This is a genomic window from Corynebacterium breve (assembly GCF_030252165.1).
GTDB lineage: Bacteria > Actinomycetota > Actinomycetes > Mycobacteriales > Mycobacteriaceae > Corynebacterium > Corynebacterium breve.
The window spans coordinates 1727194-1740866 of the sequence record NZ_CP126969.1; the positions used below are offsets into that span (position 1 = coordinate 1727194).

At 58.6% G+C, this 13673-nt stretch carries 16 protein-coding genes; 4 read left to right on the plus strand and 12 right to left on the minus strand.

Going from position 1 to position 13673, the window contains the following annotated elements; genetic code table 11:
* The first annotated feature begins 1 nt into the window (after position 1).
* From QP027_RS08430 to QP027_RS08445, 4 genes are all read left to right on the plus strand, one after another.
* A complete protein-coding gene (locus QP027_RS08430; protein WP_284824025.1) occupies positions 2–796 on the plus strand; it encodes a thiazole synthase in 795 nt (264 codons plus the stop codon).
* The gene (locus QP027_RS08435) at positions 793–1920 is read left to right on the plus strand and encodes a ThiF family adenylyltransferase (RefSeq protein ID WP_284824026.1); all 1128 of its coding nucleotides are present in this window, start codon (positions 793–795) and stop codon (positions 1918–1920) included. Before QP027_RS08430 ends, QP027_RS08435 begins: the two co-directional genes overlap by 4 nt.
* A gap of 338 nt (positions 1921–2258) precedes the next feature.
* Positions 2259–2684: a roadblock/LC7 domain-containing protein gene (locus QP027_RS08440; protein ID WP_284824027.1), complete on the plus strand. Its 426-nt coding sequence runs from the start codon at positions 2259–2261 to the stop codon at positions 2682–2684.
* A gap of 194 nt (positions 2685–2878) precedes the next feature.
* Complete coding sequence (locus tag QP027_RS08445; protein ID WP_284824029.1) at positions 2879–3304, plus strand: hypothetical protein; 426 nt, start codon at positions 2879–2881, stop codon at positions 3302–3304.
* 65 nt (positions 3305–3369) lie between these two features.
* On the opposite strand, the gene QP027_RS08450 is transcribed toward QP027_RS08445, so the two are convergent.
* The 12 genes from QP027_RS08450 to rplU form a co-directional block, all read right to left on the minus strand.
* Positions 3370–4035: a ComEA family DNA-binding protein gene (locus QP027_RS08450; protein WP_284824031.1), complete on the minus strand. Its 666-nt coding sequence runs from the start codon at positions 4033–4035 to the stop codon at positions 3370–3372.
* Positions 4036–4103: 68 nt separating this feature from the next.
* Complete coding sequence (locus QP027_RS08455) at positions 4104–4910, minus strand: DegV family protein (protein WP_284824033.1); 807 nt, start codon at positions 4908–4910, stop codon at positions 4104–4106.
* A complete protein-coding gene (locus QP027_RS08460; RefSeq protein WP_284824034.1) occupies positions 4910–5575 on the minus strand; it encodes a histidine phosphatase family protein in 666 nt (221 codons plus the stop codon). Before QP027_RS08460 ends, QP027_RS08455 begins: the two co-directional genes overlap by 1 nt.
* Before the next feature lie 41 nt (positions 5576–5616).
* Positions 5617–6090, minus strand: coding sequence for a ribosome silencing factor (gene rsfS / locus QP027_RS08465; RefSeq protein ID WP_284824035.1), 474 nt, complete (start codon positions 6088–6090; stop codon positions 5617–5619).
* Positions 6091–6207: 117 nt separating this feature from the next.
* Positions 6208–6840 carry a nicotinate-nucleotide adenylyltransferase gene (gene nadD / locus QP027_RS08470; RefSeq protein ID WP_284824036.1) on the minus strand — a complete coding sequence of 211 codons (633 nt, stop codon included), beginning with the start codon at positions 6838–6840 and terminating at the stop codon, positions 6208–6210.
* A gap of 94 nt (positions 6841–6934) precedes the next feature.
* Positions 6935–8224, minus strand: a complete 1290-nt coding sequence (locus QP027_RS08475; RefSeq protein WP_284824038.1) for a glutamate-5-semialdehyde dehydrogenase — start codon at positions 8222–8224, stop codon at positions 6935–6937.
* Positions 8225–8277: 53 nt separating this feature from the next.
* Positions 8278–9189, minus strand: a complete 912-nt coding sequence (locus tag QP027_RS08480) for a D-isomer specific 2-hydroxyacid dehydrogenase family protein (protein ID WP_284824040.1) — start codon at positions 9187–9189, stop codon at positions 8278–8280.
* 26 nt (positions 9190–9215) lie between these two features.
* A complete protein-coding gene (locus QP027_RS08485) occupies positions 9216–10124 on the minus strand; it encodes a D-isomer specific 2-hydroxyacid dehydrogenase family protein (RefSeq protein WP_284824042.1) in 909 nt (302 codons plus the stop codon).
* A gap of 24 nt (positions 10125–10148) precedes the next feature.
* Positions 10149–11297: a glutamate 5-kinase gene (gene proB / locus QP027_RS08490; protein WP_432418586.1), complete on the minus strand. Its 1149-nt coding sequence runs from the start codon at positions 11295–11297 to the stop codon at positions 10149–10151.
* 23 nt (positions 11298–11320) lie between these two features.
* Positions 11321–12832, minus strand: a complete 1512-nt coding sequence (obgE, locus tag QP027_RS08495; protein WP_284824044.1) for a GTPase ObgE — start codon at positions 12830–12832, stop codon at positions 11321–11323.
* Between the two features lie 167 nt (positions 12833–12999).
* On the minus strand, positions 13000–13278 hold the full coding sequence (gene rpmA, locus QP027_RS08500) for a 50S ribosomal protein L27 (RefSeq protein ID WP_284824046.1): 279 nt from the start codon (positions 13276–13278) through the stop codon (positions 13000–13002).
* A gap of 30 nt (positions 13279–13308) precedes the next feature.
* Entirely contained in the window at positions 13309–13614 is a 306-nt protein-coding gene (gene rplU, locus QP027_RS08505) for a 50S ribosomal protein L21 (protein WP_284824048.1), read from the minus strand.
* Between the last annotated feature and the right edge of the window lie 59 nt (positions 13615–13673).

Here is a 13673-nt window from a genome sequence, read left to right on the forward strand (position 1 = left end):
CATGCTCACCATCGCAGACAAGACCTTCGACTCCCACCTCATCATGGGCACCGGAGGCGCAACGAGCCAAGAGATTCTTGAGCACGCCCTCGTCGCCAGTGAAACCCAGCTAACCACCGTGGCGATGCGCCGCCACAGCGCCCGAACCACGGGCGGCGGCGAATCCGTCTTCCAACTACTGCAACGCTTGGGTATCGACGTTTTGCCTAATACTGCAGGTTGTCGCACCTCCCGCGATGCGGTCCTCACCGCGCAGCTTGCGCGCGAGGCACTGGGAACAAACTGGATCAAGGTGGAAGTCATCGCCGATGAGCACACTCTGCTTCCCGACGTCGTCGAACTTGTCGATGCCTGCGAGTTGCTCGTCGCGGACGGGTTCGTCGTCATGGCGTATACGTCGGACGACCCTGTCGTCGCCAAGCGGCTTGAAAATGTTGGGGTGCATGCCGTGATGCCGTTGGGCTCGCCAATCGGCACGGGCCTGGGGATTCTTAATCCGCACAATATCGAGTTGATCTGCTCGCGCGCCGAGGTGCCGGTCCTTCTCGATGCGGGTGTGGGCACCGCATCTGATGCCGCCCTCGCAATGGAGTTGGGCTGCAGTGGAGTACTCCTGGCCAGCGCGATCAACCGCTGCCAAGACCCTGTTGCGATGGCTCATGCGATGCGCCTAGCGGTGGAAGCCGGGAAACTTGCCCGAGAGGCCGGTCGGATTCCACAACGCTCTCACGCAGAAGGCGCCGTCGCTTCCTCTAGTTTCGATGGGCTCGCTAGTTGGGCGGATCAGGTTCTATGACGGCGCTGGGGAACGAGGAACTGCGTCGCGTGGCGCGCCAGACGCTACTCCCTGGTCTCGGTGTCTCCGGCCAGGAGGCGCTGCATAACGCGCATGTGCTTGTTATCGGCGCCGGCGGGCTTGGCTGTCCCGTGATGCAAAGTCTCGCGGCTACCGGTGTTGGCGAGATCACGGTGATCGACGACGACATCGTGGACTTTACTAATATCCATCGCCAGATCTTATTCGGTGCGGACGATGTGGGGCGGCCCAAGGTGGATGCCGCTGCTGAGCGCTTAGCCCAGCACCAACCAGGGATCGTGGTCAACACCATCAACGATCGCTTTACTGCCACAAACGCGATCGACCTGCTTGCCCACGTCGACCTGCTCATCGATGGATCCGATACGTTTAACACCAAGTTCCTCGCGGCCGACGCGGCCGAAGCTACTGGCACGCCTCTCGTCTGGGGCACCGTGTTGCAGTACCGCGGCGATGTGGCCCTGTGGTGGTCAGGCCACCAGGGCAACCGGGGCGTGGGATTGCGCGACCTCTACCCCACCCAACCCGATCCCGCGAACGCACCCGACTGCGCCACCGCGGGGGTTCTCGGCGTGACCACCAGCGTGGTGGGCAATCTTATGGCCACCGAAGCGATTAAATTCATCACCGGGCTCAGCGCCGGCCCCCAGGCGGGTTCGTTGCTGATGTACAACGCGCTCACCGCCGACGTCCGCCACTTTCAGGTCGAAGCCGATCCAGCGCGCCCTCTGGTCACAGAGCTTTTCGACGACACCCCTACCGCTAATCACGTACCGATGAGCGACAAAGGGCTGCTGAGTTCAGTCCAACGCGGTGAAGCAATCGCGATCGACGTACGTGAAGTGGGCGAAAAGGCACTGTCCGATCTTGCACTCCCCGCCGACAGCGTCGTTCATCTTCCTATGTCAGAGTGGGAGAACGATCATGCACTGGTCGAAGACGCGCTACGTACCCTCAGCACATCCACGGCAGTGGTCTACTGTGCCAGCGGGCGCCGGTCGCGCATGTTCGTCGATAAGTTTGAACAGTTGGCTAGGCGGCACGAAATCGTGCTTCTAAGCCTTCCGGGAGGCGTCAACGCGCACGGCGACGCCCGGAAGTAAAACTCACAGGGAACTCCAACTCACCATAATCTCACCCGATTTTCTCAGTTTATTCATCCCTCAAAACAGTCCAGTGTTTTCGGGCGAATTGATTTCGCCATCTAATGTCGCACTTTCGTGGAGCGCTGTTAGTATGTAACTCAGCTGTTTCTCAGGTTCGTTTCCATGTACACCAAGCACTAAGGCTTTGGCTATGGAGAAATTAACACCCTCTTATGTGTCAACGTGCCGATTTACCAGCTCGCGTTGTTAGCCTGTTCTACACACGGCCCAACAGTAGATAACCACTCGTTGAACCAGGAACAACCAGGAAAGACCAAGAAGGACTCGAAATGATCATGTCTCGCCAGAACAAGCTCAACGCACTTGCTCAGGGGATCATCGACAACGTAGATGGTTGCCTTGGCGCTAGCGTCGTTGACCTGGAGACCGGGTTTGCACTCGCTGCCGCAGTTCACGACGACTCCCTCGAGCTTGATCTCGCAGCCGCCTATGCCACCGAGATGGTCAAGGCCAAGATGAAGGCGATCAAGGCCCTTGGCCTCGAGTCCGACCTCAACGACATCGTTCTCACATTTGAGGACCAGCTACACATCATCACTCCGATTACCTCCAAAAATTTCATCTACACGGTCTTCACGCCAGATGTCGATCCGGTTCAGGAGCTTCACGGAGTCATCGCGTACAACCGCGCGCAGCCGCTTGGCACCCTCACCGCAGAAGAGCAGCCGCGACACGCCGCACCCCACCCCTGGGCCGCCTAAACATAGTCGAATTCGGTAGCCCGGAAGCAATCAGATAGCGCCACCACCTCGAAAAAGAGGCGGTGGCGCTGTTCTATTTCTAAGCTTTCTCAAGAAACTCATACTTATCTCGTGTCACATCCGTTAACACCTGTCACTTGTTGTTAGCTTTAGGTCGTACTCCAAAGAACGCTTCCCCAACGTAGAAGGACACCATGCTTCCACAGACCACTCTTGACAACATCGCCCACCACATCACCACCGACGTAGACGGATGCCTCGGAGCGAGCATCGTCGACCGCGATACCGGCTTCGCTTTCTCCGCTACTCCGGCTGGCACCAACATCGACATCAACGTCGCCGCAGCCTTTTACGCCCAGGCAGTGAACGCGAAAGAGAAGACTCTCCGTGCACTGGGCGGAACCCGCGACCTCGATGACATGGTTGTCACCTTTGAGGATGAAATGCACATCATCACTGCCATCGACGCCAACAAATTCGTCTTCGCCGTCTTCCACCCTGACGTCGACCCAATCGCACAGCTTCACGCCACCATCGCGTATCACAGCGCTACTTCCCTGGGAACGATTCCAAACATCTTCCGCGCACGCCGCGCCGCCGCGGAACACTTTGCGGCCTAATTGTCACGCGAAAGGGCGTCGTGGGTGAACTATGCACCTACGGCGCCCTTTCGCGTGCCGTTCCCTTAAAGTGACACCTCACCCTTGATCGCCTCAAACTTGGCGGGACCGATGCCTTTCACATCCAGAAGCTGCTCGATCTCAGTGAAACCGCCAATCTGATCACGGTGGGCGATAATCGCAGCAGCTGTCGCATCCCCGACCCCGTCAAGCTCCATCAGCTCCGCAGCGCCCGCGGAGTTCAACGAGATACTGCCCGCCTCCGCTTCCGCGTGCGGCGCGGGAAGCGGCGCAGCTTCCCCGACTTCCGGCACGTAGATCTGCTGTCCATCCGCCAGCACTTGGGCAAGGTTCAATGACACAGTATCTGCGTCGCCTAGCACCACCGCTTGGTCTAGGGCATCGGCAACCCGCTGCCCGCGCTGCAGAGTCACAAGCCCAGGATGTTCCACCCGCCCGACAACTGACACAACGATTTCCGCTGGCTCTTCGGACTCTGCGGGGTCGGTGGTCGTCGATAATGCACTAGCCCAGTCATGAGCCGAATCGATTGGCTCTGCAACGCGAGGCTGCCCCAGCCACCATGCGCCCAGCAACACCGCCAAGAGCCCAGCGCAGGCTAGGGCCACGCGAGGCTCGATTTTCCACCGTGGGGCGGGATACTCTACGCGCAGCAGGTCTTCCTCACCCGTCGGCCGAGTGAGTTCTTTCAGTCTGTCTACGGACCTCATGCCTCCTACGCTAGAAGCGCCCAGCGATATGCACGAGGCGTGCAAAATAAGCTGTGGAAAACCCGCCGCTAGTCGATGCTATCCACAAAGGAGTCAGAGAAAACCGCCGAGATTCCTACGGCACCTTCGCCACTGTGCACGCTCAGCACATCGGTTAGCTCACACACCAGCACCGACGAGCCCTCCGGCAAGACCTCGTTGAAGGCGCGCTCCAACACGTCCGCGGACTCCAGCGCGTTAGCGTGCTGAATTGCGACAAATACGGGTTCGCCACCAGCCTTTTCGACGACCAACTCCACAAGCTTTGTAAATGCCTTCGTCTGGGTGCGCGTCTTCCCCGCTAGCTCAATCTTGCCGTCGCGCACATGCATCAACGGCTTGGTGGCCAAAAGCGCAGCGGAAAGCATTGCGGTGGTGGCCGAAATGCGTCCCGATTTGCGTAGCTCATCAAGGTGATGCAGGTAAACCCAGGTCTCGCTACGCTGCAAAGTCTCTTCTGCCACGCGTTGACACTCATCCAAATCTGCACCATTTTGCGCTGATTTCGCCGCAGCCATCGCAGCAGCGCCCACAGCCATTCCGACCGATTGGGTATCGATCACCCGCACAGTATCGTCGAAAACTGCTGCCGCAGACACCGCCGCCGACCACGTTGCGGAAAGGTCCTTAGATAGGTGCAGCGCTACGACTCCATCGTCGCCGCCACGTTCGAGCTGACGCGCGTAAGCTGCGGCAAGCTCGAGCGCGCTCAACCCACTAGTGGAAAACTCGCCATTTTCGCCCATCACATGCAGATCTACGACGACAATATCGAGTTCGTCGACAATGCTCTGTGGCAGCCCAGCGGAGGAATCGGTCACGACGCGAACAGTCATTATCCACCCAGCCCTTGGTTCCAGGCATCGAGGTACCACTGCGCATCCACGACATTCTCAGCGTTGAATTGAGTGGCATTCTCGCCTGGAGTGAACTTCGGGCGAGCGATGAGCTGCGAGTAGTTGGTGTTTCGCAAACCCGAAAACATCGGGTACTGTTCGACGCTCAACCCCAGCAGGTGTGACGTCACAGCGGAGATGGTTCCGCCGTGTGCAACGATCAGCACCGCGTTATCGTCCCAGCCGGAAAAATCGCGCATCAATTCTTCCACAACCGGACGCGCGCGCCGCGCCACCTCCACTCGTGACTCTCCTCCGGGTGGCGCCCACTCCGGGTTGTGTCGCCACGACGCGCGCATACCGGCGAAATCACGATCGACTTCACCATGAGTCTTACCCTGCCACTGGCCAAGATGGGTCTCGCGCAATCGCTTATCGACGACCACGTCAAGCCCTAATCTCTGCGCGATAATGTCGGCGGTGTCCTTGGCACGGGTCAGGTCGGAGGACAAAATTTTGACGACTCCAAGGCTTTCCACTACATCGGCTGCGAGGTGCGCTTGTTGCACGCCGGTTTCAGAAAGTTGGGTATCTAATTGGCCCTGCATCCTTTTACCAGCGTTGTAGTCTGTTTGACCGTGGCGCAGCATGATCAGTCGTCGCATTAGATTCCCTCCTTCTCCGCTAGTAGTGGACGCGTTTCGGCTTAGTAATCGTCTTCGCCGTCTGCTGGGCCTTCGCCAGCAAGCGGGAGATCGTCGATATTATCGATCGTGCGGAAGTCCACATCGTCCGCCCACTCTCCTGGGCTGGTTGCGGTTTCTACTCCCTCGACCTCGATGCGAGGGCAATCCGCGTACAAGCGATCGAGGCCGTAGAACTCTCGTTCCTGTTCACGCTGGACGTGGACAACAAAGTGGCCATAGTCGAGCAGCACCCAACGGTTTTCGCGATTGCCCTCTCGTCGCTTCGGCTCCGCGCCCGCCTTGGAAAGTTCGTCTTCAACTTCTTCTACGATGGCGTGGACTTGGCGCTCGTTGCCACCGGTGACAACAACGAAGATATCGCTGATAGCCATCACGTCGGACACGTCGATGACAGCGATATCTTTTCCTAGTTTTTCGTCCGCGGCTTTGGCCGCAATTGAGGCTAGGTCACGGGATTCTGTCGAAGCAGTCAAATGGGTTGGTTCCTTAATCTGAAATTGAGAAGGCTTGATTCAAGCTGGTTGTTTTAGTCTCCCACGTTACTACTAGATTTATCCACTCAGAGCACAAGGATTGGGTAACGCGAGGATCTACTCGGCTGCCGCGTACAAGTTGTGCTTGGCGATGAACTGGACAACCCCGTCTGGGACCAAGTACCACACCGGTCGGCCCACCTTGGCTCGGTCGCGACAATCGGTTGATGAAATCGCCATCGCTGGAACATCGATTAGGTGGACGCGGTCGTGGTGTTCCTCGGGAAGCATTTCTTCCGATAACACGTAACCGGGGCGGGTTACTCCGACGAATTCAGCCAAGTCGAACATCTTGTCCCAATCACGCCACGACAAAATCGATGCCAACGCATCTGCACCGGTGATGAAGAAGAGCTCATCGTTTGGGAGCTTTTGGCGTAGATCTTGCAGCGTATCAATGGTGTAAGTCGGTCCTGGGCGATCGATGTCAACGCGTGAGACGCTGAATTGTGGGTTTGATGCAGTGGCGATCACTGTCATCAAGTAGCGGTCTTCCGACTTGCTGACTTTCTTGTCTGCCTTCTGCCACGGCTCACCGGTGGGCACGAAGATGACCTCGTCCAGGTCGAACCGGTCAGCAACCTCGCTCGCTGCAACCAGGTGACCATTGTGAATCGGATCAAATGTGCCACCCATGACGCCGATGCGTCGTGGCCTTGAATCCTTAATCTCCGCGCTCGATGAGTTCATATCGGCTTAGTCTAGCCAAAGCCGACAATCCGTCACCCAAGCCTTGCATAGATTGTTTTCAATTTGAAACAATCTATGCAAGCGCAGTTGAAACCTAAGGTCGGGTTTGGCCCGTTCCTTCCAGGATCCACTTCGTGCTGGTCAACTCTGGCAACGCCATCGGCCCACGCGCGTGCAGCTTCTGGGTAGAAATCCCGATCTCCGCACCCATCCCGTACTGCTCGCCGTCGGTGAAGGCGGTCGAAGCGTTGAGCATTACCGCAGCTGAATCAACCTCGTTGGCAAACTTTTGCAACGTGTAGGCGTTCATCGATGCAATGGCCTCGGTGTGCCCAGATGACCAGGTGGCAATGTGCTGAACCGCTTCCTCCACCCCGTCGACAACTTTGACGGCGATGTCCATCGAAAGATACTCGTCGGCCCAGTCCTGGTCGGTGGCTTCGACAACGTCGCGTGCGCCCAAGACTCCCAGCGCGGCCTTGTCGCCATGTACGGTCACGCCCGCTTCCTGCAAGGCTTCGATGATGCGTAGCTGGTCGGATGGATCCAGCGCTTGGTCGATCAGCGCAGTCTCCGTCGCGTTGCACACCGACACGCGACGGGTTTTTCCATTGATCAGCATCTCGATTGCAGAATCAACGTCGGCATCCTTGTCAACGAAGAAGTGGCAGTTGCCCGTGCCGGTTTCGATCGCGGGAACGGTAGCTCCAGTCACCACCGCTTCAATCAAGCGCGCGGATCCACGTGGGATCACTACGTCGACAAGCCCGCGAGCGGTAATTAGGTCCTGCACCGAATCATGAGATTCGCACGGCAGAAGCTGCACGATCTCTGTGGGCAAGTCGTGCTCCTGCGCTACCTCCTGCAGGATGTCCACGAGCTTCTGGTTGGAGTGCACGGCGGTGCGCGATCCACGCAAAAGCGCAACGTTGCCCGATTTGATCGCCAGACCGAACGCATCAACTGTAACGTTTGGGCGAGCCTCATAGACCATACCCATGACACCGAGTGGAACCCGCACCTGCTTCATCTGGATACCGTTTGCCATTAGGCCGCCACGTAACACCTCACCGACAGGGTCCTGAAGACCAGCTACCTGGCGTAATCCGCCGGCGATGCCTGCAACGCGGTCGGTGTTTAGAGAAAGTCGATCGATCAGCGATTCCGCCATACCCTCGGCGCGCCCCGAATCGATGTCTGCTTGGTTTGCTGCCAAGATCTCGTCGGTACGCGCGATCAGGGCATCGGCGGCCGCGTGCAGCAAAGCGTCTTTGTCCACCGTGGGCAGGGTTGCCAACACGGGCGCGACCTTTTTCGCGGCTTGTGCCTTGCGGAGGACTTCGTTGCGCTCTGCGGCGCGCTGTTCGGCTGTCTGCGTGCTCATGCTGTCCCAGTGTAGCGTGTGTCTACACCTCACCAGCCGAAAGGCTATTGCACTTAATACCCATGCTCTACGTTGACCTCGGTAGGCATGAGCTGGCTTACGCTGAAAGCCTCCCAGTTGTACCGTGTGAGCGCACCGACGCGGTCCCGAATGTATTTTTCCGTATTCGCAGTGTGCGGGGTGATCACGCAGTTATCCAACGACCACAATGGGTGATCGTTGGGCAGCGGCTCCGGGTCGGTGACGTCAAGACCAGCTCCGAAAATCGTGCCCTTGTGCAGGGCCTCAACCAAGTCATCGGTCACGATCAACGGCCCGCGCCCGACATTGATCACCACGGCGTTTGGTTTCATCTTCTGCAAGACGTCACGGTTAACCATGCCGCGGGTGTCGTCGGTAAGCGGGGTGAGCAGGACGAAGTAGTCCGCAGTTTCCCAGGCTTCGTCGATGCGCGAGGTGCTCATGGACACCGTTGCGCCCGATACTTCCCTGCCGGAGCGTGTCACTGCAATCGTGGTGCAGCCGAACACATTGAGCAGTTTGATCAAGCGCTCGCCGATTCCACCCGCGCCAATCACCGCAACGGTCTTGTTTTCAAAGAGGAACTGCTGGTTCTCAGCGATGCTAGGGCGTGCGGACCAATCCTTGGCGTACTTGTGCTGGTGCAGCACCGCGAGGAGTAAAGCGATCGTCGATTCCGCTACTGTGTCGTCGTACACCCCTGCCGCGTTGACCCAGCGGACTTTGTTTTTCCGCAGGATCCCCGCTTGATCCAATGCGTCGATGCCTGCGAACGCGCACTGCACCACCTTGACGCTGTCGGGCAGAGCGTCGGGAAAATCGTCGGCGCCGCCGTTGAACACGATGAGATCAGGAGACTCGTCAAGAGCAACGTGCGTGTGGCCGGCCGATTCAATGTCCGCGACGGTGTCGTCCCAAACGGTGGGCAGCATCGTAAACTTCATAGCGCCCACCTTATACGTTGACGGTGTTAGTAGCCCTTTCTTTTGTCAATTTCAGTCGGCATCGTCTCCCCTGCCTCAAACGCCCTCGCGTTTTCAATGATGCACGGCGCAATGAACTTCCTACCGGTTGAACCCGTAGTCGCAGTATGCGGAGTGATCGTACAATTCGGCAGTTGCCACAGCTTATGGTCCTCCGGCAAAGGCTCTGGGTCAGTCACATCAAGCCCAGCTCCCGCGATCTGCCCGCTCTCCAGCGCGTACACAAGATCGTCGGTGACAACAACAGGCCCACGCCCAACGTTGACCACCACCGCGTGATCCGGCAACGCTTCAAAAACCTGCTTATCGACGAGCCCTTCGGTCTCAGCGGTCAGCGGCAGAAGATTCACCAAGACGTCTGCGCGTGGCCACACGGCCTCGATCTGATCGAAGGTCACGACCTCCGTTGCCCCTTCGACCGGGCGACCGGAGCGATTCACAGCGACCGTGGACACATCGAACCCCTCTAGCATGCCGATTAGGCGTTTCCCGATGCCGCCGGCGCCGAGAATTGCTACGGTGCGCTGGTCGTCAGCAAGCAACTGCGTGTGCTGATCCAGGATTCCCCGCGCACGAAAAGTGCCGTATAACGTTGCCGGCTTGTGCTGATGCATGACCGACAAGGTCAATGCCAACGCTGCCTCTGCTACTGGTGTGGCGTAGACGCCGGATGCGTTGGCCCAGCGCACGTCGGTGCTGCGGATGAGTGGCAAGATGCGATCGATTCCCGAGTAGACAAACTGAATCCACTGGATACTCGGCGGCAACTGTGGCAAAGGCTCACCACGGTAGATCAAGCATTCCGCATGGTCGAGTTCAGAAACGTAGGTGTGACCCGCTGCTTCTACTTCAGCAACGACTTCAGGCCAGGGGGAACCGAGGAACGTAAACTTCATAGCCCCACCCTATCCAGAATCTTTCTATAGGCGGGAAGCGTAATTGGACAAGTAGTCCGCATGAACCACCGAACGGCGTTGGCTTTCCGGCAATTCGTTGGTGTGCTTGCCCAACATTCCTGCCAAGTCTGCGGCATCATATGCCACCTCGCCACGGCCGACACCCTCGCCTTCCGGCCCAAGGATCTCGACGATGTCGCCCGCTTTGAAATCGCCCTCGATGCGCGTGATACCTACCGCGAGCAACGAGGTCCCCCCGCTGGTCACCGCCTTGACAGCGCCAGCATCGAGGTGCAGAACCCCCTCCGCGTCGGCAGCATACAAAGCCCAGAACTTCCACGCCGAGAGTTTGCGATTCGGTCGCGTATGAAAAACGGTGCCCACCGAAGCGTCGCCCAGCGCTTTATCGATGTTCTGCGTAGAAGTCAGTAGTACTGGTACACCACCGCGCGCAGACAGGCGGGCGGCGGACACTTTCGAGGCCATGCCGCCTGTACCCAAGCGGCCTCCGTCTCCGGCGGTAACGTTGGCTAAATCATGGCCGCTGCGAATTTCGTCGATGAATTGGGCCCCAGGCTCGGCCGGATTGCGGTCGTACAACCCGTCGACATCAGAAAGCAGGATCAACGCGTCGGCAGCTGTAAGGGTGGCGACGATCGCCGAGAGCCGATCATTATCGCCAAACCGCATCTCTGACGTTGCCACGGTGTCATTTTCGTTGACGATCGGCACGGTGCCCAGCTGCCGCAAACGATCGATGGTGCGCTGCGCATTGCGGGCGCGTTCGCGCCGTCCCGCGTCCGCCGCAGTCAGGAGCACCTGGCCGATTGTGCGATTATGCCGTGCAAAGGACTTCGCCCACTCCTGGAAAAGGTACACCTGACCGACCGCCGCAGCTGCCTGCTTCGTCGCCAAGTCTTGGGGGCGGATGCGCAGCCCGAGCGGAGCCATGCCTGCGGCGATCGCGCCCGACGAGACAACAACCACATCAGAGCCTGCTGCCATCCGCGCCTCGAGTGCATCAACGATTCGGTCGATTTTCCCCGACGACACAGTGAAGTCAAGATCTACCAACGATGAAGTACCAAGCTTGACGACGATCCGCTTAGCGTTTGCAATGTGCTCACGCAGGGACGCCGAGGATACGTCTTTGTGCTCTGCAGGCAGGGTCATGTTCACATATCTTACGGATGCGGCTAGCCCTGCCAGCGTTCGCGGTCGGCTTCTTCCCCATCGCCGTAATCGTATTCGTCGATCAAGCCACGACGAGCTTGGGAAGCACGCTTGCGCTCAGCAGCGGACGAACGTGTCGTCGCATTCATTCGGGCATCGTGCCCACGGCCTGCCAGGGTAGGATCGCCGGCGAGCGAAGGCTCCCAATCGAAAGAAATTTCTCCGATGGTAACGGTCGCGCCCTCGGCAGCGCCGAGCTTGCGCAGCTGGTCTTCCACGCCCGCGCGGTTGAGGCGATCCGAGAGGTAGCCGACCGCTTCGTCGTTTTCAAAATCGGTTTGATTCACCCAGCGCGATGCCTTCTCTCCGGTGACAATAAACGCCCCCGGCACCTCTGGATCTGGGACAACCACGATGCCACCAGAAGAGCGCTTGTCCACGGCTTGCGGCCGAATGATCGTCTTTTCTGCGTGTGGATCCGCCTTCGGCTTCGGGCGCGCCTTGCGTGCCTTCTTCACGATTTCCCACAGGGCCCACTTCAGCTCTTCCAGGCCTTGGTGTGCAACGGCCGAAATGATAAATACCGGCCAACCATACTGTTCTTCGAGGTCAGCCCTGATGAACTCGGCTAGCTCCTCAGCTTCGGGCACATCGGCTTTGTTCAGCACGATGAGACGCGGGCGTTGGCGAAGATCTCCCAGCCCCGAGTCGTGGTCCAGGTCGTCTGCGTAAGCATCGAGCTCTGCCTCGAGTGCTTCGATATCGGATTGCGGGTCGCGTCCCGGTTCCAACGTCGCCGTATCGACCACATGGACTAGCACAGCGGTGCGCTCAATATGGCGGAGGAAGTCCAAGCCCAAGCCGCGGCCTTCGCTCGCGCCCGGGATGAGGCCAGGTACGTCGGCAATGGTGAACGTATCGTCGCCAACGTTGACCACGCCCAAATTCGGCTGCAGCGTGGTAAACGGGTAATCGGCGATTTTCGGCTTTGCCGCCGACAACACAGAAATCAGCGACGACTTACCAGCAGAAGGGAAACCAACGAGGCCGACGTCAGCCATTGATTTCAACTCAAGAACTAGATCGAGTGCCTCCCCCGGCTCCCCCTTCAAAGCAAAACCGGGCGCCTTGCGCTTTGCGTTCGCCAGCGCCGCGTTGCCTAGACCGCCAAAGCCACCAGCCGCAGCAACGAACTTGGTTCCAGGAACGGTAAGGTCGGCGAGGATTTCGTTCTTCGAGTTGCGCACAACCGTGCCCACTGGAACCTCTAGAATGAGGTCTTCGCCGCGTGCGCCATTGCGGTGATCGCCTTCGCCATTGCCACCTCGTTCGGCCTTGACGTGCGGGCGGAACTGGAAATCAAGCAGGGTGTGGACCTGGGGAGAGACAACGAGCACGATGTCCCCGCCGTGTCCGCCATTGCCACCGTCTGGTCCGCCGAGCGGTTTGAATTTTTCGCGGTGCACGGACACACAACCGTGTCCGCCGTCTCCTGCTTGAAGGTGGAGGACTGCGCGGTCGACAAATTGTGCCATGTGCATGCCTTTCTGCTGGTTGAGTACCGTTCTCGTATGGTATCAGCCATTGACAACGGAGTGAATGATCTTCCTGTGATGCAAGACGTGAGCCTGCACGGAGGAGGGAGAAAACAAGGAGGCACCCAAGCCCCTGTGCAGGGTCTGGGTGCCTCCTAGCTCAAGATTTATGCAGTCGCAGCTGCTGCCTGCTCTTCAGCAGGAACGATGTTGACGATGCGACGGTTGCGCTTGATGCCGAACTGAACGGAGCCTGCCTCAAGTGCAAACAGGGTGTCGTCGCTGCCGCGGCCAACGTTCTCACCTGGGTGGAACTTGGTGCCACGCTGACGAACGATGATCTCGCCTGCCTTGACCTGCTGGCCGCCGAAGCGCTTTACGCCAAGGCGCTTTGCCTCGGAGTCACGACCGTTCGAGGAGCTCGATGCGCCCTTCTTGGTTGCCATGTTCTTCCTCCTTTAGGAAAATTCCGGACGTTACTTAACGCCGGTGATCTTCAGAACGGTCAGCGGCTGGCGGTGGCCGAGGCGACGCTTGTAACCGGTCTTGTTCTTGTACTTCATGATATCGATCTTCGGGCCCTTACCGTGCTCGACGATCTCTGCGGAAACGCTGACCTTAGCCAGGTCGTCCGCCTTGGTGGTGACGTTGGAACCGTCGACAAGTAGAACCGGGGTGAGAGCCACGGCATCGCCTGGCTCACCCTCGATCTTCTCGACCTTGACGAGGTCGCCTTCGGCAACCTTGTACTGCTTGCCGCCGGTCTTGACGATCGCGTACATAGAGGGTTACCCCTTATCTAAACTCGCACGATACCTGCGACGCCGCAAGTATCTAATGG

Bases quoted from the DNA above. Each gene is read 5' to 3' on its own strand.
- QP027_RS08460 (WP_284824034.1), bottom strand. From the start codon at position 5,575: ATGCGACGACTGATCATGCTGCGCCACGGTCAAACAGACTACAACGCT.
- QP027_RS08455 (WP_284824033.1), bottom strand. From the start codon at position 4,910: ATGACTGTTCGCGTCGTGACCGATTCCTCCGCTGGGCTGCCACAGAGC.
- QP027_RS08475 (WP_284824038.1), bottom strand. From the start codon at position 8,224: ATGAGCACGCAGACAGCCGAACAGCGCGCCGCAGAGCGCAACGAAGTC.
- proB (WP_432418586.1), bottom strand. From the start codon at position 11,297: ATGACCCTGCCTGCAGAGCACAAAGACGTATCCTCGGCGTCCCTGCGT.
- obgE (WP_284824044.1), bottom strand. From the start codon at position 12,832: ATGGCACAATTTGTCGACCGCGCAGTCCTCCACCTTCAAGCAGGAGAC.
- nadD (WP_284824036.1), bottom strand. From the start codon at position 6,840: ATGAACTCATCGAGCGCGGAGATTAAGGATTCAAGGCCACGACGCATC.
- QP027_RS08445 (WP_284824029.1), top strand. From the start codon at position 2,879: ATGCTTCCACAGACCACTCTTGACAACATCGCCCACCACATCACCACC.
- QP027_RS08440 (WP_284824027.1), top strand. From the start codon at position 2,259: ATGTCTCGCCAGAACAAGCTCAACGCACTTGCTCAGGGGATCATCGAC.
- rplU (WP_284824048.1), bottom strand. From the start codon at position 13,614: ATGTACGCGATCGTCAAGACCGGCGGCAAGCAGTACAAGGTTGCCGAA.
- QP027_RS08435 (WP_284824026.1), top strand. From the start codon at position 793: ATGACGGCGCTGGGGAACGAGGAACTGCGTCGCGTGGCGCGCCAGACG.
- rpmA (WP_284824046.1), bottom strand. From the start codon at position 13,278: ATGGCAACCAAGAAGGGCGCATCGAGCTCCTCGAACGGTCGTGACTCC.
- QP027_RS08480 (WP_284824040.1), bottom strand. From the start codon at position 9,189: ATGAAGTTTACGATGCTGCCCACCGTTTGGGACGACACCGTCGCGGAC.
- QP027_RS08430 (WP_284824025.1), top strand. From the start codon at position 2: ATGCTCACCATCGCAGACAAGACCTTCGACTCCCACCTCATCATGGGC.
- QP027_RS08485 (WP_284824042.1), bottom strand. From the start codon at position 10,124: ATGAAGTTTACGTTCCTCGGTTCCCCCTGGCCTGAAGTCGTTGCTGAA.
- QP027_RS08450 (WP_284824031.1), bottom strand. From the start codon at position 4,035: ATGAGGTCCGTAGACAGACTGAAAGAACTCACTCGGCCGACGGGTGAG.